The following is a 22,958-nucleotide window of genomic DNA, read 5'->3' on the forward strand; positions in this document are numbered from 1 at the left end:
GATGAAAAATCTTTTGTTTCTTTTATTTTTATTGCCTCTCTTGAGTAACTGCCAAACAGAAAAAGCGTCTGTTTCAAAGTATCCTGCTCAGGTGGGAGATATCCTTTTTGACAAAAGAACTGATGATCCGGATTTTAAAAGATGTATTCCTGAAAATAAATATGCTTATCAATATTATAATGATTCTAAAGGATTTCAGTATAAGGGTGAAAAGCTTGCGATTATTGAAAAACTTGCTAAAACAGATCTGACAGCAGATGGAAAATTCAATGGATATATAGTTGTAAGATTTTTAGTAAATTGTGAAGGAAAGACGGGTTTGTTTAGAGTAAAACAAATTGATTCTGAATATCATGAAGTAAATCAGGACAATCAGTTGAAAGATAAACTTCTTAGTTTTACAAAGTCTTTGGACGCATGGATTCCTAAAGAAATAGAAGGAAAAAAAATAGATTATTATCAATATATTAACTATAAAATAGTAGATGGAAAAGTTTCAGAAATACTACCTTAGTGTTTTATTGGTAATACTTTACAGCAGCCATCTTTCTGCTCAGGTCAATTGTACTGCTGTAGAAGGGGAAAACTGTAAAAAAGCCTGTGAAATATTTAATTATTGGGGAGAATTTCAGGGATTCAGAGAATCTCAGGAAAAATTAGACCAAGCAATTGAGCTTTGTCCTACTTTTTCAAATGCGTATATGGAAAAGGCTGTTCCGTATTTGAAAAGAGGAGATTTCGAAACCTGGAAACAACTTATCGACAAAGCTGTAGAACTAGAGCCCCAAAAACATTTAGGGTACAGAGGTTGGTGCAAATATCAGTTTCTTCGGGATTACAAAGGAGCTATTGCAGACATCGAAGCGTTGGAAAAAATCTATCCTACAGGATATTTAGGATATTCTGCTAACGGTGATTATGAACTTCACATTGCAAAAGCAATTTGCTATTCTGCCTTGGGGCAGAAGGAAAAAGCCATAAGAATTATTGAGCAGCAAATTTCTGCAAAAGACCACAACATTGGATTTTTTGATTATTATCAGCTTGGAGTTACTTATTTTGAGCTAGGAAAATACGACAAAGCACTAGAGAATTTCGAAAAGCAAAGCAGGCAAAACGATTTTGCTGAAAATATATATTATAAAAGTAAAGTTTCAAAAATCAGGAATAAGGATTATTTAGATTTAAAAAAGTTAGCTTTAAAAAGCTATGACGAGGGTAAAACCATGAAAGATGGCTATACTCATCATTTCAATAAAGTTTACAGAGCTCAGATTGAAGAGCTGTAAAAAGTTAAATTTAAAAATCTAAAAAATGAACGAGCTACAAAACATAAAAAACCGTTTCGGAATTATCGGAAACTTTCCTGCACTCAACCGTGCCCTGGAAAAATCTATCCAGGTTGCACCCACAGATATCTCTGTACTTGTAATTGGAGAAAGTGGGGTGGGAAAAGAATTTATTCCTAAAATCATTCATTCAGAATCCAGAAGAAAACATCAGCCTTATATCGTAGTAAACTGCGGAGCAATTCCGGAAGGAACCATAGACTCTGAATTATTCGGGCACGAAAAAGGAGCCTTTACCGGAGCTACCGCTACAAGAAAAGGGTATTTTGAAGTGGCAGACGGCGGAACCATCTTTTTGGATGAGGTAGGAGAACTTCCTCTGCAGACTCAGGTACGTCTTTTAAGAGTGCTGGAAAGCGGTGAATTTATGAAAGTAGGTTCTTCACAGGTGCAGAAAACCAATGTGAGAATTGTGGCAGCTACCAACGTTAATATGATGAAAGCCATCCATGATGGAAGATTCCGTGAGGATTTATTTTACCGTTTGAATACTGTTCAGATTGATATGCCGCCTTTGAGAGAAAGAAAAGGAGATATCCATTTGTTATTCAGGAAGTTTGCTATAGATTTCGCTGAAAAGTACAGAATGCCGGAACTGGAACTGGAGCAGAGTGCTGTTCATTACATAGAAAGTTATTCTTTCCCCGGAAACGTCCGCCAGCTAAGAAATTTAGTAGAGCAGATGACCGTTGTGGAAAGAAACAGAAATATCACCGCTGAGAAACTTGCCGAGTATATTCCGATGGAAACCCATCTTCCAATGGTAGTAAATACTCAAAGCACACCTAAACAGAGTGATTTCGGAAGCGAAAGGGAAATCATGTATAAAATTCTGTTTGATATGAGGAATGATATTAATGATTTAAAATCCTTAACTTCGGAACTTATCAAGAACAGAGGAACAGCAGATCTGAGCAACCATGAGAAAAATCTGATCAACAGAATTTATACTTCTGATAGTCAGCCGCAGGTGAATTCCGGATCAGTGTTATATTTTGAAAATAATAATGATACGCCTGCTGTTCAGACTCCTACAATTATTTCGAACCCTGATGACAGCTATGAAGATATTGAAGATATCGAAATCGAAGAAAACAGACCGGAATCCCTTTCTCTTCAGAATAATGAAAAGGATTTGATTATCAAGGCCTTGGAAAAGCATAAGGGGCGTAGAAACAGAGCAGCAGACGAGCTGGGAATCTCACAAAGAACTTTATACAGAAAAATAAAACAATATAACCTGGAAGATTAACACAACATAAATAATGAAAGTCAATTTAAAACCTAAACCGGTCAATTTTAAGCTCGGAGAATATATTAACAAAGGGGTCGAACTTTTAAAGAAAGATTTCGGGAATATTTTTGTTGCATTTTTAGCGTGCTTTATCATGTCTATTATTCCGTTCTGCAGCTTATTGGCGATGGGCAATTTATACAAATATCTTCAAAGGCTGAACAGAAACCAGCCGGCTAGTCCCGGAGATATCTTTGATTTTAAAGACTTCATGCCTTATTTCATGTTGCAGTTAATTGTTTTCGGTGGTGTTTTACTGCTTTACATTCCTTTATTTGCTGTGCTGGGGATATCGGGTGCAATTTCCGGTAGTGATGAACCCAATCCAATGGTAATGCTTTTTGTATTTCCTTATATGTTTTTATTAATTGCGGCTATATATTACTTTGTATTGAAGGGCTTTTATATCATACCACTCATCAGTCTCAAAGGAATAAGAGAAGTAAAAGAAGCCTGGACTATTTCAAAAATAATGAGCAAAGGAAATCTATTGTCAATTTTTCTTTTCTCATTGGTAGTGGGTATTTTGTCCCAGATTGGTATTATTGCTTGCGGGATAGGAATTTTTCTTACCTTACCATTCTTATACACAGCAAATTATTGTGCTTATGAAGATGCTATTCAACAAATTGAATATGATGAAATTATTGAAATCGGATCTAAAAATGAATTTTAAAATTAACAGTATCAGCCTGAAACAGTCATTTTTAACAGTGATGCTTTTTGCATTGCTGGGAGTTTTAAACTCATGTTACAGCTTTACAGGATCGTCTCTTACAGATGAGAAAACAGTTCAGATCAATGAATTTCCCAATAATGCACCGCTTGTAAACCCTGCATTATCACAACAGTTTTCTACAGCAATACAAAACAGATTCCTTCAGAGAACCACTTTGAAAGGAACCAAAGAAAATCCTGATATTCTCATAGAGGGAGAAATTACTGACTATTCCATAACGCCTACCACAATTAGCTCCAATACCCAGACAAATCCTTCGGGTGGGGTGATTCAGCAGGCGCAGAATAAACTTACGATTACAGTAAAGGTACATTATGAAAATAAAATTCATCCGGATGCAAGTTTTGACAGAACATATTCTGATGAAGCGGCTTTCAACAGTGATGTATCCCTAAGTCAGATCGAAGACCAGCAGGTAAAACTGGTAACAGATAGAATTATTAATAAGATATTTAACGACATTGTAGCGAACTGGTAAGATGAATCCAAGAGTTTTAGAATTAATAAAAAATCCGAAAAATATTCAGTTAGAAGACCTCGGTCTTTTGAAAGAAGAGATTCACACTTTTCCTTATATTCAGAATATCAGGGCACTTCACCTTTATGGGGTACATCTGTACGAAAAAGAAAACTATCAGAAAGAGCTTTCTATCACGGCAGCATATACTACTGATAAAAAGATTTTGTATCAACTGATCAATGGAAAGATCAGACAGGAGGTTAAATCTGAGATTGCTGAAGAGAAAAGACTTTCTAAAACAATTGAAAAACCTGCTCAAGTGATACCAAAGACCCAATCCTTTCCTATCAGGAGAGAAGAGGAAATATCTTTGGAAAAGCCATCAGAGGAGGAGAAAAATATTTGTGTGTTACCTACAGCACAAGAAGTTAAGCAAATCTACGTAAATGGTGAACGAAACAGAATTTTATTTGAAGGAGAAGAAAACTTTCTGGATGGTGAAAATGCTGAAATAATAGATCTTGAATCTACTCTGGAATCGGGAACACTGGTAACGCAAAAGGCTGAATCTGTAATGGAAGAGCCGGTTCAGCAGGAAACCGTATCAATACAGATTGAAACTGAGGAGAATGCCGGAGAAGGCTTTACCCCGGAAACCATCATCCACGAAGAGCAGATTTCTTCAGAAAAAGAGGAAGAGAAGATTGAAGAAGAAGAAAATACCAGCTTTCATGAGGTTGACCTATTACAACCTGCGGAAAGCATTGAAACAGAAATAGTAGAAGAACCTATACATACAGAAGCAACGGATCATGAAACTATGCCTGTTTCAGAAGAAGAGCATGCTGTTGAAGAAGTATCTGATGCGGAAGTAAGTTTCCATGGAACAGAATCATTTATGCCGGACGTTAAAATCCAGGCCAACAACGAAGAAATAGCGGAGACCGCTGAAATTTCCCAACCGAATGTAAATAAGCATGAGGAGGAAATGAGACGTCTGATTGAGGAAGTTGAAAAGAAAATGAAGGAAGCCAAACCTGTTGTTCAGGAAGAAAAGACAGAGCCTGAAGCTTCTGAAGATCATGAGATTAGCTTCGCAGATACCCAAAGCTTCCATTTCTGGTCAACAAGTGAGGATAAGCCTGAAGAAATAAAAGAAGAGTCTGTAAAGGAAGATGTTGTTGAAGATCAACCGCCTGTAACTGAGGAAACTGAACCCGAGACTGCAGAAGAAAAAATACAGGAAATACCGGAAGTGCAGACTGCATGGAAGCCAATGAGCGTGGAATCCAATTTGCCAGATTCACTCATCAGTAAAGCAGAAAAAGCATCTACCCACGAAATTAAAACTCAGGAAACAGAAGAAGCGGCTGTTGCAGAACCGGAAGTGGCCATTGAAGAACCAAAATCAGGAGAAACAAATGAAATTGTTGCAGGAGCTGCTCAGGAAGAAATTAAGCCGGTAGAGAAAGAAATTTCTGAAGCTGAAGAAGATCATTCTGCCCCGGTTGAATCAGCTCAGGAAGAAAAAACGGAAACAGAAAAGCCAAAAGAAGATGTTCCCGTGATGAATGTTTCTTTCTTTGGAACCGATATTTCTACCCTTAAGGTTGAAGAAAAGAAACAGGAACCTGTAGAAAAAGTACAGGAGGTTACTATGAAAAATACTACTCAATCATCAATAGACAGTAATGTTCCGGGTTTTATCAATACATGGCAGAGCTGGCTTAAGATTGGCAGAACAGAAGAAATCGTAAAGGAAAAAACCGAAATCAAAGAAAAGGCTATTGAAACCTTTATTGAGAACAATCCCAGAATCAGTCAGTTAAAAGAAGAAAGCACCTATGTTGTAAAAGAAAAGAATGACGATATCTCGCATCTGATGACAGAGACATTGGCCAATCTTTATTTTGAACAGAAACTCTATACAAAGGCAATAAAAGCATTTGAAATATTGATCAGAAAGAGTCCTGAAAAGAAAGAATATTTTGAATCCAAAATACAGGATATCAAGGATTTCAGAAGTAAAAATTAAAGAAAAAGGTACTGTTTTCACCAGTACCTTTTTTATTTTATAATCTCTGAGAAGTATCTTTACTACTTCTTAATTTTTTCCAGGCCTTTCGTCCAAATATAATTACAACAATTAACGTGATGATGGCAAATATTGCGGCCATTACCGGTGCAGCCATTGCAAGAATAGACATCATACCTGCACCTGCTGTCTCGGTTGTTCCTACTATGGAATTTCCTAAACCTCCGGTAGTCGCAGTAGAAGCAGCTCTTATTCCTGCAAATCCGGAACTGATAGTGGCTGCTGTACCTCCACCGGCAATTAATGCCAGTGCCCATTGTGGAAACGTGCCAAGTTCAGCAAACTGACTGGCAAATAATATTGAGCCAGCCACTGTTGCCATAGGAATAGAAACGGTATCCAGCAAATGATCAACAAAAGGGATATAGTAAGCCAGGATCTCAATAATAGTGGCTATTCCTGTTGTAATAAGTGTAGGAAGGCCTGCAAGCCAATCAAAATGCTCATTCATAGGAATCCAATCAAAATAAGAAGCAAGGCTTACAACAAACATGGGAAGAAATACCCGGAAGCCTGTAGCTGCCGCCAATCCAATACCTATAAATGCACTGATTATATAAGAAAAATAGGGAACATTGTCTAACATATTAATTTTCAGATTTACTGTTTTCCCTAAAAATACAAAAACTATATGATATTTGAAGTAATGTTAATGTCTGAGTTTGGGATGAGTGATATGTGATAAGAGTCTCGAGCTTTGCAGTTCGTGATTTAGGGTAGAGTTAAAAATATTTTATTCATACTTATCTGTGACAATCTGTGCGATCTGTGGGAAATAAAAAGATCTGTAAGAAAATGCCTCACAGTTCTATATTATTTCATCGGAATAGATGATTACTTTTTCTGTGCTTCACAAAGCTTGATAAACTGAGCCTCCACATCCTGAAATTTCGGAGGCATCTCAGAAGAAACCCAAAACAGCATCGCCATAGTTTTTTCTCCAAAGGCTTGCCTGAAAAGATCTTTATTCAGACGGTAACACTCTCTCAGTAACCTTTTGATACGATTCCTGTGCACAGCTCTTTTAAAGTATCTTTTAGAAACAGAAACTCCGAATCTTGCAGCTTCTACCGGAAGATTAGGTTTATCTTTCAGAACAATGATCCTCAGATTTCCGTTCGTTCTCCATTTGCCTTTTTCAAAAAGCAAACTGATCTCCGTATTTTTTTTGAGCTTTTCCACTCCTGGATATTTGAAGTTCTGCATTAATCTTTCGTCTTTTTTACTAAATGATTAATCACTTCAGCGGCTGCATACAATCCGAAAATTGCAGGAATAAAGCTGATGGTACCGTAGAATGATCTCTTATAATTGCTTCCGTCCGTCATTTTCAGGCTTTCTTCCTTTTGAATTTCATTAGAGAAAACACATCGTATGCCTTTGTTGATCTTTTCTTTTTTTAATCTTTTTCTCACCTGTCTGGCAAGGAAACAGTTGTGGGTTTTACTGATATCCCTTACCATCACCATGCTTGGGTCTACTTTTCCTCCTGCTCCCATAGAACTTACAATCTTGATTTTTCTTCTTCTGGCAGCTTTCATCAAACAGATTTTCGGGGTCACACTGTCTATACAGTCAAGGATGTAATTAAACTTTTCAGAATCAAGTACTTCGTCCATTCTTTCAGGGTTCAGAAACTCATTGATCCTGGTTAAATTAAGTTGTGGATTGATATCAAGAAGCCTTTCAGCAACAACGTCTACCTTGTGCTTTCCAACAGTAGAATGCAAAGCAGGAAGCTGTCTGTTGATATTCGTAATATCTACCGTGTCACCATCCACAATGGTCATATTTCCTACGCCGGCTCTGGCAAGAAATTCTGCGGCAAAAGAACCTACTCCGCCTAAGCCTACCACAAGCACATTGGCTCTGATCAGTTTTTCCAATCCATCCTCTTTTATCAAAAGTTCAGTTCTTTCCAGCCAGTATTTATCCATTTTTTATTCCGTGTAAATTTTCTAAAATTTGTTCATTAAGTTGTTCCAAAGAAACTTTTTTTATTTCCGAAACTTTACCATACAATTCTTCGATATTAAAGTCTTCATTGTCAGTTTCTAAAAATATTTTGTCTAAAGGAGTGTTTTTCAAAATGTCCTGCAAAGATAAATTATACAAAACAGCTTTTCCAAAACTCAGATAAAAATTATTGGTAAGAAGATCTTCAGCAATTTTCTGTTTCTTGTTAAAACCATGAATGATCATGGGCTGTTCCGCTTTCTTTTTAAATGAAATAACCTCATAAAATTTTCTTACACAATGAATAATCATAGGTTTTTTGACTTCATTGGCTATGTTGATCTGCCTTAAAAAAACTTCTTCCTGAATTTTCTGATCAATAGAAACCAAAGAATCCAAACCACATTCACCAATGGCAAAACAGTTTTCAAACACCATGTTTCTCATCCATGAGAACTGCTGTTCGAGATTGTTAACATCAATATCCTGGGGATGAATTCCAATAGAATAAGGAGAATCAGGCGGAATTTGCTCAATGTTCAGATTGTAAATTCCGTTTCTGATATATTTTTTATGATGGTGAAAATCAAAAAATTCCATATTCAAAAGTAAGTATTTTTAAGATTTAATCTAAAATCATTAAACAATCGTTTATAAATGTGTTAAAAATTTCTTAACTTTACTCAAAGTGCACTTCATGAAAAAAAAATTTACAGAAAAACAGATTCACATACTGGACATTGCGGAAGAACTTATCGCAAAAAAAGGATACGAAGGAACCTCTGTGAGAGATATTTGCTCTAAAGCCAATATCAACGTTGCCATGATCTCTTATTACTTCGGTTCCAAGGAGAAGATGATGTCTTACCTCTATCAGTACAGGGTGCTGAAGACCAGAGAGAACTTTTCAGAATTTGCAGATACCATCAAAGAGGGCAAGCCGGAAATGCAATTGCGGGAAATGATTAAATATATCGTTTCTCAGCTTTTCAAGTATAATTATTTCCATGGTTTTGTGACCCAGGAGCTCCGTCATACAGAGAACCTGAAAGATGAACTGCTGGATTTTTATCAGTTATTTGTAAAAAAACTTGATGAAGTCATTAAGAAAGGGGTCGCATCCGGTATTTTTACTTTTACACCCAAACCCGAAGACATTCTTACCATGATTATCGGATCCACTTTATTTGTGATCAGGAATAAAAACTTTTATGAGCTGTATGTTCCGAGTAAAAATGAGGAAACCTACACCAAAGAGGCGGAGAAAAAGGTGAGAATGAATCTTTTATTAAGTGTTTTTGCGATTTTGGGATACGCTGCAGACTAAAATTACGTTAAATATTCATAAAAAAAAATCTATTGGCAAAAAAGTTATATTTTTGCAAATTAGTAAATCGGCTGTATAATCCGAAAACTGTTGAATTTTATATATGAAAAAATATATTTTAGGTCTTTTTGCTGTAGCAGTGGTTACATCTTGCGTAAGCCAGCAGGAAAGAGCAATGAGAAGTGCTGATAAAGAATTTATCTTAAAGGCAGCTAATGAAAATTTTGCCAAGAAAAAGTGGAAAAATGCATTGGCACTTTACGACAGACTTGCCAATCTTGTGGCAGGAACAGATGATTTTCCTAATGTAGGTTTCAACACAGCTTATGCCAACTATTATGACAAAAGTTATAAACTGGCAGGCCACCAATTTAAAAATTTCGCAGTAAGTTTTCCAAAAGACCCCAGAGCAGAAGAAGCAGCATATATGTCTGCCCTATGCTATTATGAAGGTTCTATGGATTATAACCTGGATCAGTCAAGTACAGAATTAGCGATCAATGAGCTTCAGGAATTCCTGAACAATTATCCTAATTCCGAAAGATCTAAAAATATCAGCCAGTTAATTGATGAATTGTCTTATAAGCTTGAATTTAAAGCTTATGAAAACGGAAGACAATACTACAAAATGGGTGAGTATAAAGCAGCAAATGTAGCTTTTGATAACGTTTTGGAAGATTTTCCAAGTACAAAACTTCGTTCAAAAATTTATGACTATATCATGAAATCACGTTATGAACTGGCGATGAAATCTGTATATAATCTAAAAGATGAACGTATTGAGAGTGCACTTACTTACACAAAGCTGGTAGAGAAAGAGCTTCCTAACACAGAATATTCTAAAACTGCAGCAGATCTTAGAGAAAAGCTGGAAAAAGAAAAACAAAACTTCGCAGTTGTTAAAAAACAAACTGAAGAAAGAATGGCAGCCTTAACTGCAAGACAGAAAAAAGAAGCTGAAAAACTGGCAGATAAGAATAAAGCTGACCAGCAGATCAAAGATCAGATCAGCAATGAAAAGAAAGCAATGCAGTTACAGAGGGACAGTGCAGCACTTAAGACCCCTCCTCCTGCAGCGACTTTCAAAATTCAAAGATAATTCGTAAATTTGCCATCTTAAAATAAAAATAATTTTCTCAAAATGAGTGTAAAAGATACAAAAGCAGAAGTAAATACAATTACTTACGATAAAGATAAGATTGAAGATAAAGTAGGTTCAATCTATGAAGCTATTGTTATCATGGGAAAGAGAGCAGAGCAGATCAATGCGGAGATCCGTACGGAACTTCACAACAAATTGGATGAGTTTGCTGTTCACAATTCTACATTAGAAGAAGTTTTCGAAAACAGAGAACAAATTGAGATCTCTAAACATTACGAAAAGCTTCCTAAGCCAACTTCAATTGCTATTGAAGAATGGTTAAATGATGATGTCTATTTCAGAAAAACAGAAGAAAGAAAGTAATCTTCTGTATTTTAATAAATTAAGGTCATAAAGGAATTCACTTCTTTTATGACCTTTTGTTGTTTTAAAACCTGATTGTGTGGGAAAAAATAAGTACTTTAGTGTTTCAAAAAATTAGAACTCAATGAGTGTTTCCGGTAAAAAAATACTTATCGCTGTCTCCGGAGGAATTGCGGCTTATAAAATCCACTTTCTCATCAGGGATTTTGTGAAGAAAGGTGCCGAAGTACAGGTTATTATGACTCCTGATGCAGAAAATTTTGTAACAAAGCTAAGCCTGTCTACATTATCCAGAAAACCGGTGTATTCAGACTTTTACAGTGATAACGGAACATGGAACAGCCATGTGGAAATGGCTCTGTGGGCGGATGTTATGATTGTAGCTCCATGCACAGCCAATACACTGTCTAAAATGGTTCACGGGATGTGTGATAATCTCGTTATTGCAACGTATATGTCCGCGAAATGTCCGGTATTCATTGCACCAGCAATGGACCTTGATATGTATGCACATCCGTCTACAAAAAATAATCTGGAGCTGGCAGAAAGCTTTGGGCATAGTATTATTCCTGCGGAAAGCGGAGAGCTGGCCAGCGGTCTGATCGGGCAGGGAAGAATGGCAGAGCCGGCAACAATTTTTAATGCTGTTGAGCATTATTTTAATTCTGATATCCAATCCCGAAGCCTTGAAGGAAAAACAGTTTTAATCACTGCAGGACCAACCTATGAGGCGATAGATCCTGTACGATTTATTGGAAACCATTCGTCCGGTAAAATGGGGTTTTCTCTGGCAGAAGAAGCTTCAAAACGTGGAGCAAAAGTAATCCTGATTTCAGGACCGAGTGTTCAAACCCTCAACAACCCGGATGTTGAACTTCATAAAGTGACTTCAGCCAAAGAAATGCTGGCCAAAGTATTTGAATTTTACGATACAATAGACATCGGAATTGCCAGTGCGGCAGTAGCGGATTATGCACCTAAAGAAGTGGCTCAGGAAAAGATTAAGAAAAATGATGAAAATCTGACGATAGAACTGGTAAAAAATCCGGATATTCTTAAAACAATGGGAGAAAGGAAGACCCATCAGTTTTTGGTAGGATTTGCTCTGGAAACCCAAAATGAAGAGGAAAATGCCAAAGGAAAACTGGAAAAGAAAAATCTGGATATGATCGTTCTCAATTCCTTGCGTGATGAAGGAGCCGGTTTTAAGAATGACACCAATAAAATCAAAATATTTACCAAAACAGAGAAGAAGGAATTTAATTTGAAATCCAAGGATGATGTAGCGAAAGATATTCTCAATTTTGTTGAGACTCAACTTTTAAAATAATTTTAATAAATTTCCGTTCTCAATTTTTAATAGACAATGAAAAAAATTATAAGTTTATTTTTTCTGTTATTTCTATACAACCAAAGTTTTTCTCAGGAGCTGCTGTCCACGGTACAGGTGAACTCCAATCAGTTGGGAGGAAGTAATCAGCAGGCCTATAAAGCGTTGGAAAAAAGCCTCCGGGACTTTATCAATAATACAAGCTGGACAGGCAAAAAGCTTCAGAATTTTGAAAAAATAAAATGTGCTTTTTCTATTGTTATTTCTGAAAGAGACGTGAATAAATTCAAAGGAACTATTGTTATTCAGGCAGTAAGACCTGTTTATAATACCACCTACGAGTCTCCCTTGATTAATCTTCAGGATCAGAGATTTGCTTTTGAATATATTGAAAATGAGAGTCTTATTTTTAATGAAAGACAATTCTCCGGCAAAAATCTTACGGACGTGATCAGTTTCTATATTTATGTTATTCTGGGTATGGATGCTGATAGTTTCCAGTCTATGGGAGGATCACAATGGTATGCGAAAGCGCAGCAGATTGCACAGAATTCCCAAAACAGGAACTATGAGGGCTGGAATACCATCAATGAACCGAGAAGCCGTTCTATTTTGATCAACGAAATTATGAACCCTAACTGGAATCAGTTACGTTCCACTATTTATACGTACCACAGAGCAGGGCTGGATAACCTTTTCAATCAGGATCAGACTGCCGGGAAAAAAGTCATTTTTGATGCACTGATGCAATTAAAAATGTATGAGAATAACTTCCAGCAGGCGTTCTTCTTTAATCTGTTCATGGATACCAAGAGCGATGAAATTTTCAATATTTTCAATTCCGGGAATAATGGAGGACTGATTCTTAATGATCTTAAACAAACAATGATCATCCTTTCACCGAAGAATATAGATAATAAGTGGAATAAATGGAAAGTCTAGGATTTCTGAGCAAGTTTAAAAACAGTTAGCATTATGGATGAGTGAACAGTCAAAAAACGATTTCTTAACTCATTAAAAAAACTTATTTTTACAGTTCAAATTCAAATTGGATCATAACCCGGATTATCAATGCTTTCGAGAATTTACATTAAAAACTTTGCCCTGATTGATACCCTTGAAGTATCATTGAAAAATGGTTTACAGGTCATTACCGGAGAAACGGGGGCAGGAAAATCTATTATTCTAGGTGCTCTCCGGCTTATTTTAGGTGAAAGGGCAGATGTAAAATCCATTGCCAAAACTGAAGAAAAAAGTGTGGTGGAAACCGAGTTTTCTCTTAACAATCAGTTTAAAAAATTCTTTATTGAAAATGATCTGGACTACGAACTTCAGACGATTATCCGAAGAGAAATACTTCCTTCAGGGAAATCCCGGGCATTTATCAACGATGTACCGGTAACGCTGGATATTCTTAGAGAGCTTTCCTCACAACTGATCGATATCCATTCACAGTTTGAAACATCCAATCTTTTTACCTCAGAATATCAGTTTAAAATTATCGACGGCCTTTCTGAAAATAAAAAGATCATTGAAGAGTATCAGCAGGAATTTTCTGAGTTTCAAACGCTGAAATTGTTGTTGAAAAAATTAAAAACCCAGCTTTCGGAATCCAATAAAGAAAGCGATTATAAAGAATTTTTACTCAACGAACTGGAAGAACTGAAGCTTGATGATGTTGATTTTGAAGATGTTCAGAACCAGCTTTCCATTCAGGAAAATGCGGGAATGATCTCCGAAAATGTGGGTCAGATTCTATCAAGGTTTCATCAGGAGGAAATAGGAATTCTGTCATTCTTTAACGAAGCGACCAGCAAACTTTCTAAAATTTCCGAAGTTTCTACGAGCTTTGCTGAACTTGATGAAAGACTGGAAACCACTTTTGTAGAACTTAAAGACATCATTTCCGAATTGGAACATGAAGCGGAAAGAGTGGAAATCAATCCTGAAAATCTGCTCTACCTTACCGATCTTAATAATAAAATCAACGCTTTATTTCTTAAACATAATGTTTCAGATCTTAGTGAACTCATTGAGATCAGAAACCAGCTGGCCGGAGACCAGAAAGGGGCTTCAGAATTAGAAGAGCAGATTGAAGAAACAGAGGAAAATATTTCTCAAAAGGAAAAAACACTTCAGAGTCTTGCTTCAAAACTTTCAAAAAACAGACATAAGAATGTTCCTGTTTTCATTAAAAAAGCAGAAGAACTTCTTAAAAAGCTAGGTCTCGAAAAGGCAAAAGTGGATATAGAATTACAGGACGCAGATGATTTCAATCCGTTTGGAAAAGAAAATATCCAGCTGTTGTTCCAGGCCAATTCCGGTTTCCCTTTAAAACCGATTCAAACGGCCATTTCCGGAGGAGAAAGATCAAGAGTAATGCTTGCTGTAAAGAAAATTATTGCAGAAAGTGATGAACTGCCCACTTTGATCCTGGACGAAATTGACACCGGGGTTTCAGGAAAAGTAGCTGAAGAAATCGGAAACCTGATGAGAGAAATGTCTGAAGACATGCAGCTGATTGTTATTTCCCACCTGGCACAGGTTGCTGCCAAAGGAAATGATAATTACAAGGTTGTAAAACAGGATATTTCCGGCAGAACACAATCTACTATTATTCCTTTAAGCAGCGAAGAAAAACTGAACGAGATCGCCCAGCTGCTTTCCGGAAGCAAAATTACGGAAGCTGCTTTAGCACAGGCCAAAGAGCTTATTGGATAATTAGTTAATTAAAATCTCAATTTCTTACATCCAGAAACATTTAGTATTAGCGATGTCATCCTGAGCCTGTCGAAGGATTTACTATTTTTCCAATTCTTCAATTCTCTTTCTCAGAGCTTCTATGGCTGCATCTTTTTGCTGGATTTCCTTTTTCAGCATCTCAATGAATTCTTTCTGAGTTTCTAATAGAAATTCTGGAACATTACAATAATAGTTGCCACTAATACTTCCATTATTACTGGTAATTGTATTCTCAAAATAATTAGTAATATTTTTGTTTGGATCAGTTTCTCTTATATCTTCAACGTTTGCCTCCAGCAATTTTGAAATTCGTTCCCATTCTTCATCAGAAATTTCTACCTCCCCTTTTTCTTTTCTGCTGTATTGGGTCTGGCTGATGTTAAGATATTCTGCCAGATCTTTGTGGTTGAAAGCCTTTTCGTTTCTTTTTCGGATTAACTTTTCCTTTACCATAACGCATTTTTTACAAATGAAGAAATTATTCGAATATAACTGGATAAAGAGGAATAGAAAAATCTGCTGTTCTATAATAAAAAATGATTTACTTTGAGGGAGTTAAAATTCACAAAAAGATGAAAAATAGTATTGCAATAGCATTTCTCCCCGGTTAAATTATAATGGGCAGGTCGCTGCTTCGGAACTATAATTTTAAAGCAAATACTTCCTATAAACAGCTAGCTTCATTGGAGTCTGATCTGATTCCATCGGGATCTGCTGTTAGTAGAAAAAAATGATGTCCCCGCCACCTATAAAGCTCCGGAGGAGCGACCTGTTAATTCATCCCAAAAACAATGATATTTTCAATGTATTGATACTTTTTTTGCGATGGTGAAAATGCATTTAAAATACGACACGTTCTGTCGCTATGCTGAGCTAGCTTTGCTTTAGAATAAACAGATTAACAAAATGTAATACAAATTGAATAGTACGAAAACACATTATCTATCGGGGTAAAGAGAATTACCGTAAAGACACAGATGAAAATATGGGGTTTTCCCCCTATCGGGAATTAAAAAATAATTTTAAATTCACACGTTAAAAAACCGAATATGAAAAAAATCTATCTCAGTGCATTAACCTTATGCACAATCTTGGGCTTATCTGCCCAGGAAGTGGTTTGGCAGAAAGACATCAAATCCTCTACCCAGGATTTTCTAAGCCAGGTGATCACTACTATTGACGGGCAATATTTAATTACAGGCAGCTCTATACAAAGTGATAAGCTTCAAGCTTCCGGAAGTAAGCAGAACATGGGTTACGATTTTCACTTGATCAAACTTAACCAGCAGGGAGAGCTTGTTTTTGAGAAATATTTCTCAGGATCAAATCATGATTACCTTTCTGCTACCGTTACCACACAGGATGGCGGATTTCTTCTGGCAGGAACATCCTATTCCGGAAAAGGACTGGATAAAAAAGACGATTCTAAAGGATCATCAGACATTTGGTTGATCCGTATTAATGAATTTGGGGACCAAATCTGGCAAAAAACCATTGGCTTGCCGGCCGATGAAGAAGCAAGAGCGGTGATTCAAACTACCGATTTAGGATTTTTTGTTGCAGGAAATGTCCAAAACTCATCAAAAGGTTACGGTTCCAAAGATGTTTTAATTACCAGATTAGACAAAGACGGAAAAGAACTTTCGCAATTGGTTTTAGGCGGAAAAGGTTTGGATGAAGTCGAGAAGATGATTCCAACAAAAGATGGTGGTGCATTGCTCGGAATTTATTCCAGAAGCGGTATTGGAGGATCAAAACAGACAGAGAATTACGGTGAAGGAGATTTTTACATTATCAAACTGGATAAAAATTTGAAGGTTCAGTGGGAAAAGAATTTTGGAGGCAAAGGAGATGATCACTTGAGAACATTAGCGTTAACCTCTGATGGATATGTCATTGGTGGCGAATCCAGATCCGAGCTTTCGGGAAACAAGAATGTCGGAATAAAAGAAGGAACAGATCTTTGGCTTGTCTTTTTAAAAGAAAATGGCGATGAGGAATTTCAAAAGTCTTACAGTTTCGGAAACCGTGATTTGCTGATGGGAATGAACGTTATTCATTCAGCAGACGATCAATCTTCAAAAGGAATTCTTTTAGGGGGCTACACTCAGGCCGAGGGAAGAATAGAAACCAATGATGAAACTTTCTGGATGCTGTATTTAGATCAGAATGGAAATGAGCAGTGGAGAAAACACGTAAAAGGAGAATCCAGACAAAAAGAGGAAAGACTTTCCGATTTAAAGCTCAACAGAGACGGTTCAATCATTCTGGCCGGAACCAGTGCAGAAGAACTGGGCAAAGAGAACTGGAAGATCGTGAAACTGGGAGACAAACAAGTAGATCAGCTGATTGAAAAATATGATATCAAAATCTATCCGAACCCTGTCTCCGATTATGCTTATGTAGAAATTGGCTTTGATTTCAAAGATGCAGAGATTTTACTCTACGATATGTCAGGGAGACAACTTCAGAATCTGAAAACCAAGAACAGAGTAACCAAGATCAATACCCAGGCTTTGGTTCAGGGCGCTTATCTGGTGACGATAAAAACGGATGCCAATAAAACGGCGAATGCGAAACTTATAAAAAAATAACACCAATCATGAAAAAAATTGTTACATTATTGAGCCTGATAGCAGGAATTATTTCTGTACCTCTATGGGGACAGCAGCAGCCCCTGTCAGATATTAATTTCGGGGATTTACCAAGACCAGTGCCTTCGGTTTCTTCATTAGTAAGCTATACAGAGGCACCCGTATCCCTGGCAACAGGAGTCCCTGATATTAAACTCCCTTTGCTTGGCCTATCTTCTACTGATAAAAATATCGGAATCAGCCTTGCTTTGCAGTATCACCCTTTGAATATGGACGGAACAGAGGCAGGAAGTGAAGTAGGAATAGGATGGTCTATGTTTGCAGGTGGTGTTATATCAAGGGAAGTAGTGGATGAATTAGATGAACGGTATGATGATACAGGTTTTATCGGTTACAAGAAGAATAAATTTAACGATATATACTATTACAACCTGCCAGGTATATCAGGGAAATTTAAGATTGAAAGAAATACAGATAACAATACCTTTCAGATTGTTAATCTTACCCCCAATAACATTAAAATTGAATATACCAGAAACAGTAATACGGCTACTCTGATAGTTAATTCTTTTACCATAACAGATGATAATGGTTACAAATATATTTTCAATGATTACAGCCAGGGCAGAAACTATACCCATCCCCTTACATCCGGAACACTATTTAAATCTGCTTTTTACCTGACCCAAATTAAAAACCAGAATAATGTTGAGCTGTTAAACTTTATTTACCAAAAAGAAAATAAAAACAAACCGGGTACCAATGAAGTTCTTTATCAATCCTGTAAATTAAAGACGATTACCTCTCCGGGAACGGGTTCTGTAACCATTGATTATCATTATGACAGCTCTTTAGAAGGTACGATGAACGACCCCTACAGCGTTACAAAAGTTTCCCTTAAAAATAATTCCGGAGGAATTGTTTCGCAATATGGGTTTGAATACAATATTCAGGTAGAAAACAAACGGACTCTGAACAGAATTAACAAGATTAACTTATCCAACCCTACCGGAACTCCACTGGAAACCACAAAACTGTTATATACAGAATATTATTTTAATAATGTATCGGGAGACAGAGCATGTTCTGCCAATCCCCCATTTCAAATAACCTCCGTGGGAACATTACACAAAATTATTCTTCCAACAGGAGGAATGGTGGAATATAATTTTGAGGCCAACCAGTATTACAAAAATAAAAGTACACCTAATTATGTAACACAGGAAAGTTTTTCAGATCCGGAAGTTCAGTTTATTCAGTCTTTTGCAGGAATAAACTTTGATGTTCCTAATGGGACAAACAAAACATATACTTTTCAGGTAATGGGCGAGCCGGGCAAACAAAAGAGAATATATATTGATTTTGATGCTCAAAAGTACTATCCTTCCATTGGACCTGCCGACCCTCAGTCATTTGTTGATTATATGATTGATAATGATCCCAATCTTGCCAATGTTTGTTACAGTTTTAATGATGAAGCACTGGAAGGCAGAACCTGGTCATTCAAAACCTTATCTCTGATGCCAGGAACGCATTCCATTAAAATATCAGGAACCGGAGGACATGGGACGATCACCCTTTCAGATATAGGTAGTAAGCCTGCGCCATATAAAAATGCCGTAAGCAATGATATAAATCTGGGAATCCGTATTAAGGATATTAAATATTATAATTCTGCACTGGATTATCAGCCGAAAAAAACAGTGGCCTATGATTATAGTGTCTTTAACGATTCCAACAGCTCAAGTGGCTATCGCTTTTACCCTGAAATGGAAAGTTCTGCATCAGATTATACTCCTGTAGTCTTATATAAAAATGTAAAAGTGGCCCATGACAGTGATAATGGATATATTAATTATTATTATAAAAATCCTAATGATTTTCCAAAAACACCGTATACTTATAACGGCAGCAGTATTAACTTCTGGCCCTATTACAACCTTACGAAATCCGGGATAATGGAGAAAAAAGAGGTTTTCAATAACCAGAATCAGCTGGTCTCTACAGTCAATTATGATTTTATTTTTGAAACCTTAAACCAAATGCCGGAAATACCTGTTGATGGCGGTGTGACTAAAAAAGCGTATATAAAAAGTTCGAAAGTTATTACAAAAGATTACACAGGGAATAACAGGTTTGTGGAAACTAAAGTGGAAACAGAATTTAATCCCGTCAACTTTAAAGCAGCTTCGGTAAAGGAAACCTCGTCGGATGGAAATATTACTGAAAAAATTCTTACCTATTCCGCAGGGGCTGCAGCATACCAGAATCTGGAAAATGCTAATATGACAGGAATCCCTGTAAAAACAGAAGTAAAGAAAAATGGAAAATCTGTTTCCGGTACCATCGTGAAATATGAAAATCCGGGCAGCTTATATCCGTCTTCCGTAGTAAGCATTAATCCGAATGACAGCAGCAATAAGGTAGCGATTAAATATGATGATTACGACTCCAAAGGAAATGTGAGACAATTTACTTCTGACTACAATGCCGCAACAGGAGCGGGAACTCCTACTGTTATTATCTGGGGGTATAACCAAAGCTTCCCGATTGCCAGAATAGAAGGGGCAAAACTATCGGATATTGGTAATCTGGCAGATGAGATAATCCTGAAATCCAATGCGGATACAGATGCTGCTACAGAAACTGCATTAATAAACGCACTGGATAATTTCAGAAGTTTGCCTGCATTGCGAAATGCCAGCATTACAACGTTCACTTATGATCCCTTGGTAGGCACAACAACTGTAACACCTCCTACCGGACTCAGAGAAATTTATAAATATGATAAAAACGGTAGATTAATTTCGGTGGTGGATGTGAACGGCAACATGGTGAGTGATTATAAATACAATACAAAACCACAACTATAATTATTTTAAATCAACAGTTATGAAAAAAATTATATCAGTCATAGCCTTTCTTGTGGTGGCTTTGTTGCATGCACAGAGTTTAACAAACACAGAAAATTATATATACACCAGAACCTATCTTGAGGCTGTGACCTCGGAGCAGCCGAATGCCGCACAAATTCAGGGTGTCCAATATCTTGACGGATTGGGAAGAACAACCCAGAGTATTGCCATCAAAGCATCTCCTTCCGGAAAGGATTTAATTGTTCCTTCCGTTTACGATCAGTCAGGAAGGCAGACCAAAAGCTTTTTACCTCAGCCTGCAGACACTCAGAACGGAGCCTATATCCCGGGAATCGGGGAAAATTCCGTCAATGCCTATTACGGAGTTCCCAATGCCTATTCAGAAGCTCTGTATGAGAAATCACCATTGGCAAGAATGATACAATCGGCAGCCCCGGGAACAGAATGGCAGATGAGCGGGACCCATACCCAAAAAATGGAATACCTTTCCAATGATGCAGGGGAAGTAAAAAAATATAAGGCAGCAACAAGCTGGAATGCGGCCGCACAAATTAATGATGTTTCTATTGCATTGGCTTTAGATGATCAGTATACAACAGGTGGGTATTATAATGCCAATACCCTGTACAAACTGGTCACTAAGGATGAGGATAACAATGAAACCCACACATTCATTAATTCCTGGAAGCAGACCCTGCTGGTGCGTAAAATCAACAGAAAAGCAAACGGAACGGCAGAAAATCTTGATACGTATTATGTGTATGATACCTTTGGTAACCTTTCGTTGGTTATTCCGCCTAAAGCTTCGGTTTCTGCTTTAACCCCGGATGTGATAAGCAGCCTCTGCTACCAGTACAGATATGATAAGCACAACAGGGTTGCAGAAAAGAAAATCCCGGGAAAAGGATGGGAGTATCTGGTGTACGACCAGCAGGGCCGTGTAGTGCTTTCACAGGATGCCAATCTGAGGACAGCCACCAACAGCTTTGCCAAAAGAGGGTGGTTGTTTAATAAATATGACAGGTTCGGAAGAATAGCCTATACAGGTTTTTTTGCCAATACGGCAGAACGGGCAGCCATGCAGACAGCTTTGAATAATATGGTTTCCAACGCCAATAATAATGAAGCACCAAGTACAACACCCTTTATCCTTAACGGGATGGAGGTGTACTATACAAAAGCGGCTTTCCCTACGGGAAGCATGACGATTTTAGGCGTTAATTATTATGATGAATATCCTGCCGGATCACCGGCACGGCCATCGCAGATACAGAATCAGGCTACTTTGGCTCCGGTTTCTGCGGTTATTACTTCCAATGGGCTAAGCTCTGTCAGAAGTACAAAATCACTTCCTACGGCAAGCTATACCAAAAATATTGAGAACGACAGCTGGTCTTCTGCCTTTCTTTGGTATGATACCATGGGAAGGGTAATAGGAACCTATGGCAAAAACCACTTAGGAGGATTTACCAAAACAGAGGCTGAGCTGGATTTTTCGGGAGCCGTGCAAAAATCTTATACCTATCATGCAAGAAAAGCAGATGAGCCGGGAGTAACCATTAAAGAACGTTTTGTATATGATGCAGGGAAAAGGCTGAAGCAGCATTATCACCAGGTAGACAGCAGGCCGGAAGAATTGTTGACAGAGAATACCTATAATGACCTCTTACAGGTTGTTAATAAAAAAGTAGGAAATAACCTTCAGAGTATTGATTATACCTATAATATCAGAGGCTGGCTGACCAATATTAATAAAAACCAGATGAAGCTGGCTGATCTTGGAGGGAAATTATTTGCCTATAGCATTAAATATACGCAGAAAGAAGGTATTGAGAATCCCGACTCTTCACAATTTCAGGGAAAAAATGTAACCCCAAGATACAACGGAAGCATTGCGGAAATAGACTGGAGGGCAGTAGAAACTGTTGGGGTAAATCCTTCTTCAACGCCAAAGAGATATGGATATTCCTATGATACTACCAACAGGCTTTTGGCAGGATATTACCAGAATCCAAACAATCCGTACAGCAAAGAGAACACAGAATCTCTGGAGTATGATCTGAACGGGAATATCAGCAGCCTGTACCGTACCGCTGTTATGGAAAGCGGAAGCAATACTGCTACTGTTATTGATAAGCTTAGCTATACTTATCTGGGGAATCAGGCTATAAAAATTACTGATGATTCCCAAAACTTTGCCGGATATGAAGGAGGAGGAAGTCCCATCACTTATGATGCAAATGGTAATATGCTCACCATGCCGGATAAGGGAATACAGTCTGCTGCATATAATTTCCTTGATCTTCCCTCTGAAATGCTTATGACCAGAAACGGCAGTGAACTTGTTGCGGTAAAGACCCTGTACAGTGCAGACGGAACCAGGCTGAGAAAAGAAAGTACAACAACGGTTACCGGAATTATAGGATCAACCACTTCGAAAAAGGCGACAGATTATGTAGACGGATTTCAGTATTTAGCCACAGAAAGCCTGAACGCCGGAGGTGGAGGATCTGAAATATTGATGGCTTCTTCATTATCTGAAAGAGCAATGGAGCCGCAGGCCTTCTCAACAGTTGGAAGAACTCCCCTTGTTCCCACTGCTGTTAAAACTCCCGATCTTCAATATTTTGCTACGGCAGAAGGGTATTATGATTACCAAAAAGATCAGTATATTTACCAGTACACAGACCAGCTTGGAAATGTAAGGGTTTCTTACGGAAGAAACAGCGCA

Annotated in this window: 20 protein-coding genes; 15 read left to right on the forward strand and 5 right to left on the reverse strand. The window is 37.4% G+C overall.

Going from position 1 to position 22,958, the window contains the following annotated elements:
* Nucleotide 1 precedes the first annotated feature (1 nt).
* Genes EK417_RS04765 through EK417_RS04790 form a run of 6 tightly spaced genes read left to right on the forward strand, consistent with a single transcriptional unit; the run spans nt 2 to nt 5,877 of the window.
* Nucleotides 2–514 (forward strand): hypothetical protein, encoded by a 513-nt coding sequence (locus EK417_RS04765; RefSeq protein WP_076595332.1) that lies wholly within the window; start codon nt 2–4, stop codon nt 512–514.
* The gene (locus EK417_RS04770; RefSeq protein WP_076595333.1) at nt 486–1,289 is read left to right on the forward strand and encodes a tetratricopeptide repeat protein; all 804 of its coding nucleotides are present in this window, start codon (nt 486–488) and stop codon (nt 1,287–1,289) included. Before EK417_RS04765 ends, EK417_RS04770 begins: the two co-directional genes overlap by 29 nt.
* Nucleotides 1,290–1,314: 25 nt before the next feature.
* Nucleotides 1,315–2,601 carry a sigma-54 interaction domain-containing protein gene (locus tag EK417_RS04775; RefSeq protein ID WP_076595334.1) on the forward strand — a complete coding sequence of 429 codons (1,287 nt, stop codon included), beginning with the start codon at nt 1,315–1,317 and terminating at the stop codon, nt 2,599–2,601.
* 13 nt (nt 2,602–2,614) lie between these two features.
* On the forward strand, nt 2,615–3,319 hold the full coding sequence (locus EK417_RS04780) for a hypothetical protein (RefSeq protein WP_136521477.1): 705 nt from the start codon (nt 2,615–2,617) through the stop codon (nt 3,317–3,319).
* Nucleotides 3,309–3,860, forward strand: a complete 552-nt coding sequence (locus tag EK417_RS04785) for an LptE family protein (RefSeq protein ID WP_076595518.1) — start codon at nt 3,309–3,311, stop codon at nt 3,858–3,860. Before EK417_RS04780 ends, EK417_RS04785 begins: the two co-directional genes overlap by 11 nt.
* 1 nt (nt 3,861) lies before the next feature.
* Entirely contained in the window at nt 3,862–5,877 is a 2,016-nt protein-coding gene (locus EK417_RS04790; RefSeq protein WP_136521478.1) for a DUF8458 domain-containing protein, read from the forward strand.
* A 37-nt stretch (nt 5,878–5,914) separates the two neighbouring features.
* On the opposite strand, the gene EK417_RS04795 is transcribed toward EK417_RS04790, so the two are convergent.
* The 4 genes from EK417_RS04795 to EK417_RS04810 form a co-directional block, all read right to left on the reverse strand.
* Nucleotides 5,915–6,523, reverse strand: a complete 609-nt coding sequence (locus EK417_RS04795) for a DUF4126 domain-containing protein (RefSeq protein ID WP_136521479.1) — start codon at nt 6,521–6,523, stop codon at nt 5,915–5,917.
* Between the two features lie 248 nt (nt 6,524–6,771).
* Nucleotides 6,772–7,143, reverse strand: coding sequence for a ribonuclease P protein component (rnpA, locus tag EK417_RS04800; RefSeq protein ID WP_110368416.1), 372 nt, complete (start codon nt 7,141–7,143; stop codon nt 6,772–6,774).
* Entirely contained in the window at nt 7,143–7,874 is a 732-nt protein-coding gene (locus tag EK417_RS04805) for a tRNA threonylcarbamoyladenosine dehydratase (protein ID WP_076595343.1), read from the reverse strand. Before EK417_RS04805 ends, rnpA begins: the two co-directional genes overlap by 1 nt.
* On the reverse strand, nt 7,867–8,493 hold the full coding sequence (locus EK417_RS04810; protein WP_136521480.1) for a TatD family hydrolase: 627 nt from the start codon (nt 8,491–8,493) through the stop codon (nt 7,867–7,869). Before EK417_RS04810 ends, EK417_RS04805 begins: the two co-directional genes overlap by 8 nt.
* Nucleotides 8,494–8,590: 97 nt before the next feature.
* Between EK417_RS04810 and EK417_RS04815 the strand changes: the two genes are divergently transcribed.
* The 6 genes from EK417_RS04815 (at nt 8,591) to EK417_RS04840 (ending at nt 14,736) form a co-directional block, all read left to right on the forward strand.
* On the forward strand, nt 8,591–9,220 hold the full coding sequence (locus EK417_RS04815; RefSeq protein WP_076595345.1) for a TetR/AcrR family transcriptional regulator: 630 nt from the start codon (nt 8,591–8,593) through the stop codon (nt 9,218–9,220).
* A gap of 103 nt (nt 9,221–9,323) precedes the next feature.
* The gene (locus EK417_RS04820; protein ID WP_136521481.1) at nt 9,324–10,319 is read left to right on the forward strand and encodes an outer membrane protein assembly factor BamD; all 996 of its coding nucleotides are present in this window, start codon (nt 9,324–9,326) and stop codon (nt 10,317–10,319) included.
* 42 nt (nt 10,320–10,361) lie between these two features.
* Nucleotides 10,362–10,685, forward strand: a complete 324-nt coding sequence (locus EK417_RS04825) for a DNA-directed RNA polymerase subunit omega (RefSeq protein WP_002983982.1) — start codon at nt 10,362–10,364, stop codon at nt 10,683–10,685.
* Nucleotides 10,686–10,809: 124 nt separating this feature from the next.
* Nucleotides 10,810–12,015, forward strand: coding sequence for a bifunctional phosphopantothenoylcysteine decarboxylase/phosphopantothenate--cysteine ligase CoaBC (coaBC, locus tag EK417_RS04830; RefSeq protein ID WP_136521482.1), 1,206 nt, complete (start codon nt 10,810–10,812; stop codon nt 12,013–12,015).
* 36 nt (nt 12,016–12,051) lie between these two features.
* Complete coding sequence (porD, locus tag EK417_RS04835) at nt 12,052–12,957, forward strand: type IX secretion system protein PorD (RefSeq protein ID WP_136521483.1); 906 nt, start codon at nt 12,052–12,054, stop codon at nt 12,955–12,957.
* Nucleotides 12,958–13,086: 129 nt separating this feature from the next.
* Entirely contained in the window at nt 13,087–14,736 is a 1,650-nt protein-coding gene (locus tag EK417_RS04840) for a DNA repair protein RecN (RefSeq protein WP_136521484.1), read from the forward strand.
* Between the two features lie 81 nt (nt 14,737–14,817).
* Here EK417_RS04840 and EK417_RS04845 read toward each other — a convergent pair whose 3' ends face one another.
* Nucleotides 14,818–15,210, reverse strand: a complete 393-nt coding sequence (locus EK417_RS04845) for a helix-turn-helix transcriptional regulator (RefSeq protein WP_136521485.1) — start codon at nt 15,208–15,210, stop codon at nt 14,818–14,820.
* Between the two features lie 596 nt (nt 15,211–15,806).
* Here EK417_RS04845 and EK417_RS04850 point away from each other — a divergent pair.
* From EK417_RS04850 to EK417_RS04860, 3 genes are all read left to right on the forward strand, one after another.
* The gene (locus tag EK417_RS04850) at nt 15,807–17,351 is read left to right on the forward strand and encodes a T9SS type A sorting domain-containing protein (protein ID WP_136521486.1); all 1,545 of its coding nucleotides are present in this window, start codon (nt 15,807–15,809) and stop codon (nt 17,349–17,351) included.
* An 8-nt stretch (nt 17,352–17,359) separates the two neighbouring features.
* Nucleotides 17,360–20,224 (forward strand): hypothetical protein, encoded by a 2,865-nt coding sequence (locus EK417_RS04855; protein WP_136521487.1) that lies wholly within the window; start codon nt 17,360–17,362, stop codon nt 20,222–20,224.
* Between the two features lie 19 nt (nt 20,225–20,243).
* Nucleotides 20,244–22,958: DUF6443 domain-containing protein (locus EK417_RS04860; protein WP_136521488.1), on the forward strand; the 2,715-nt coding region annotated here is incomplete at its 3' end.

This window comes from Chryseobacterium candidae (assembly GCF_004916905.1).
Classification (GTDB): Bacteria; Bacteroidota; Bacteroidia; order Flavobacteriales; family Weeksellaceae; genus Chryseobacterium; species Chryseobacterium candidae.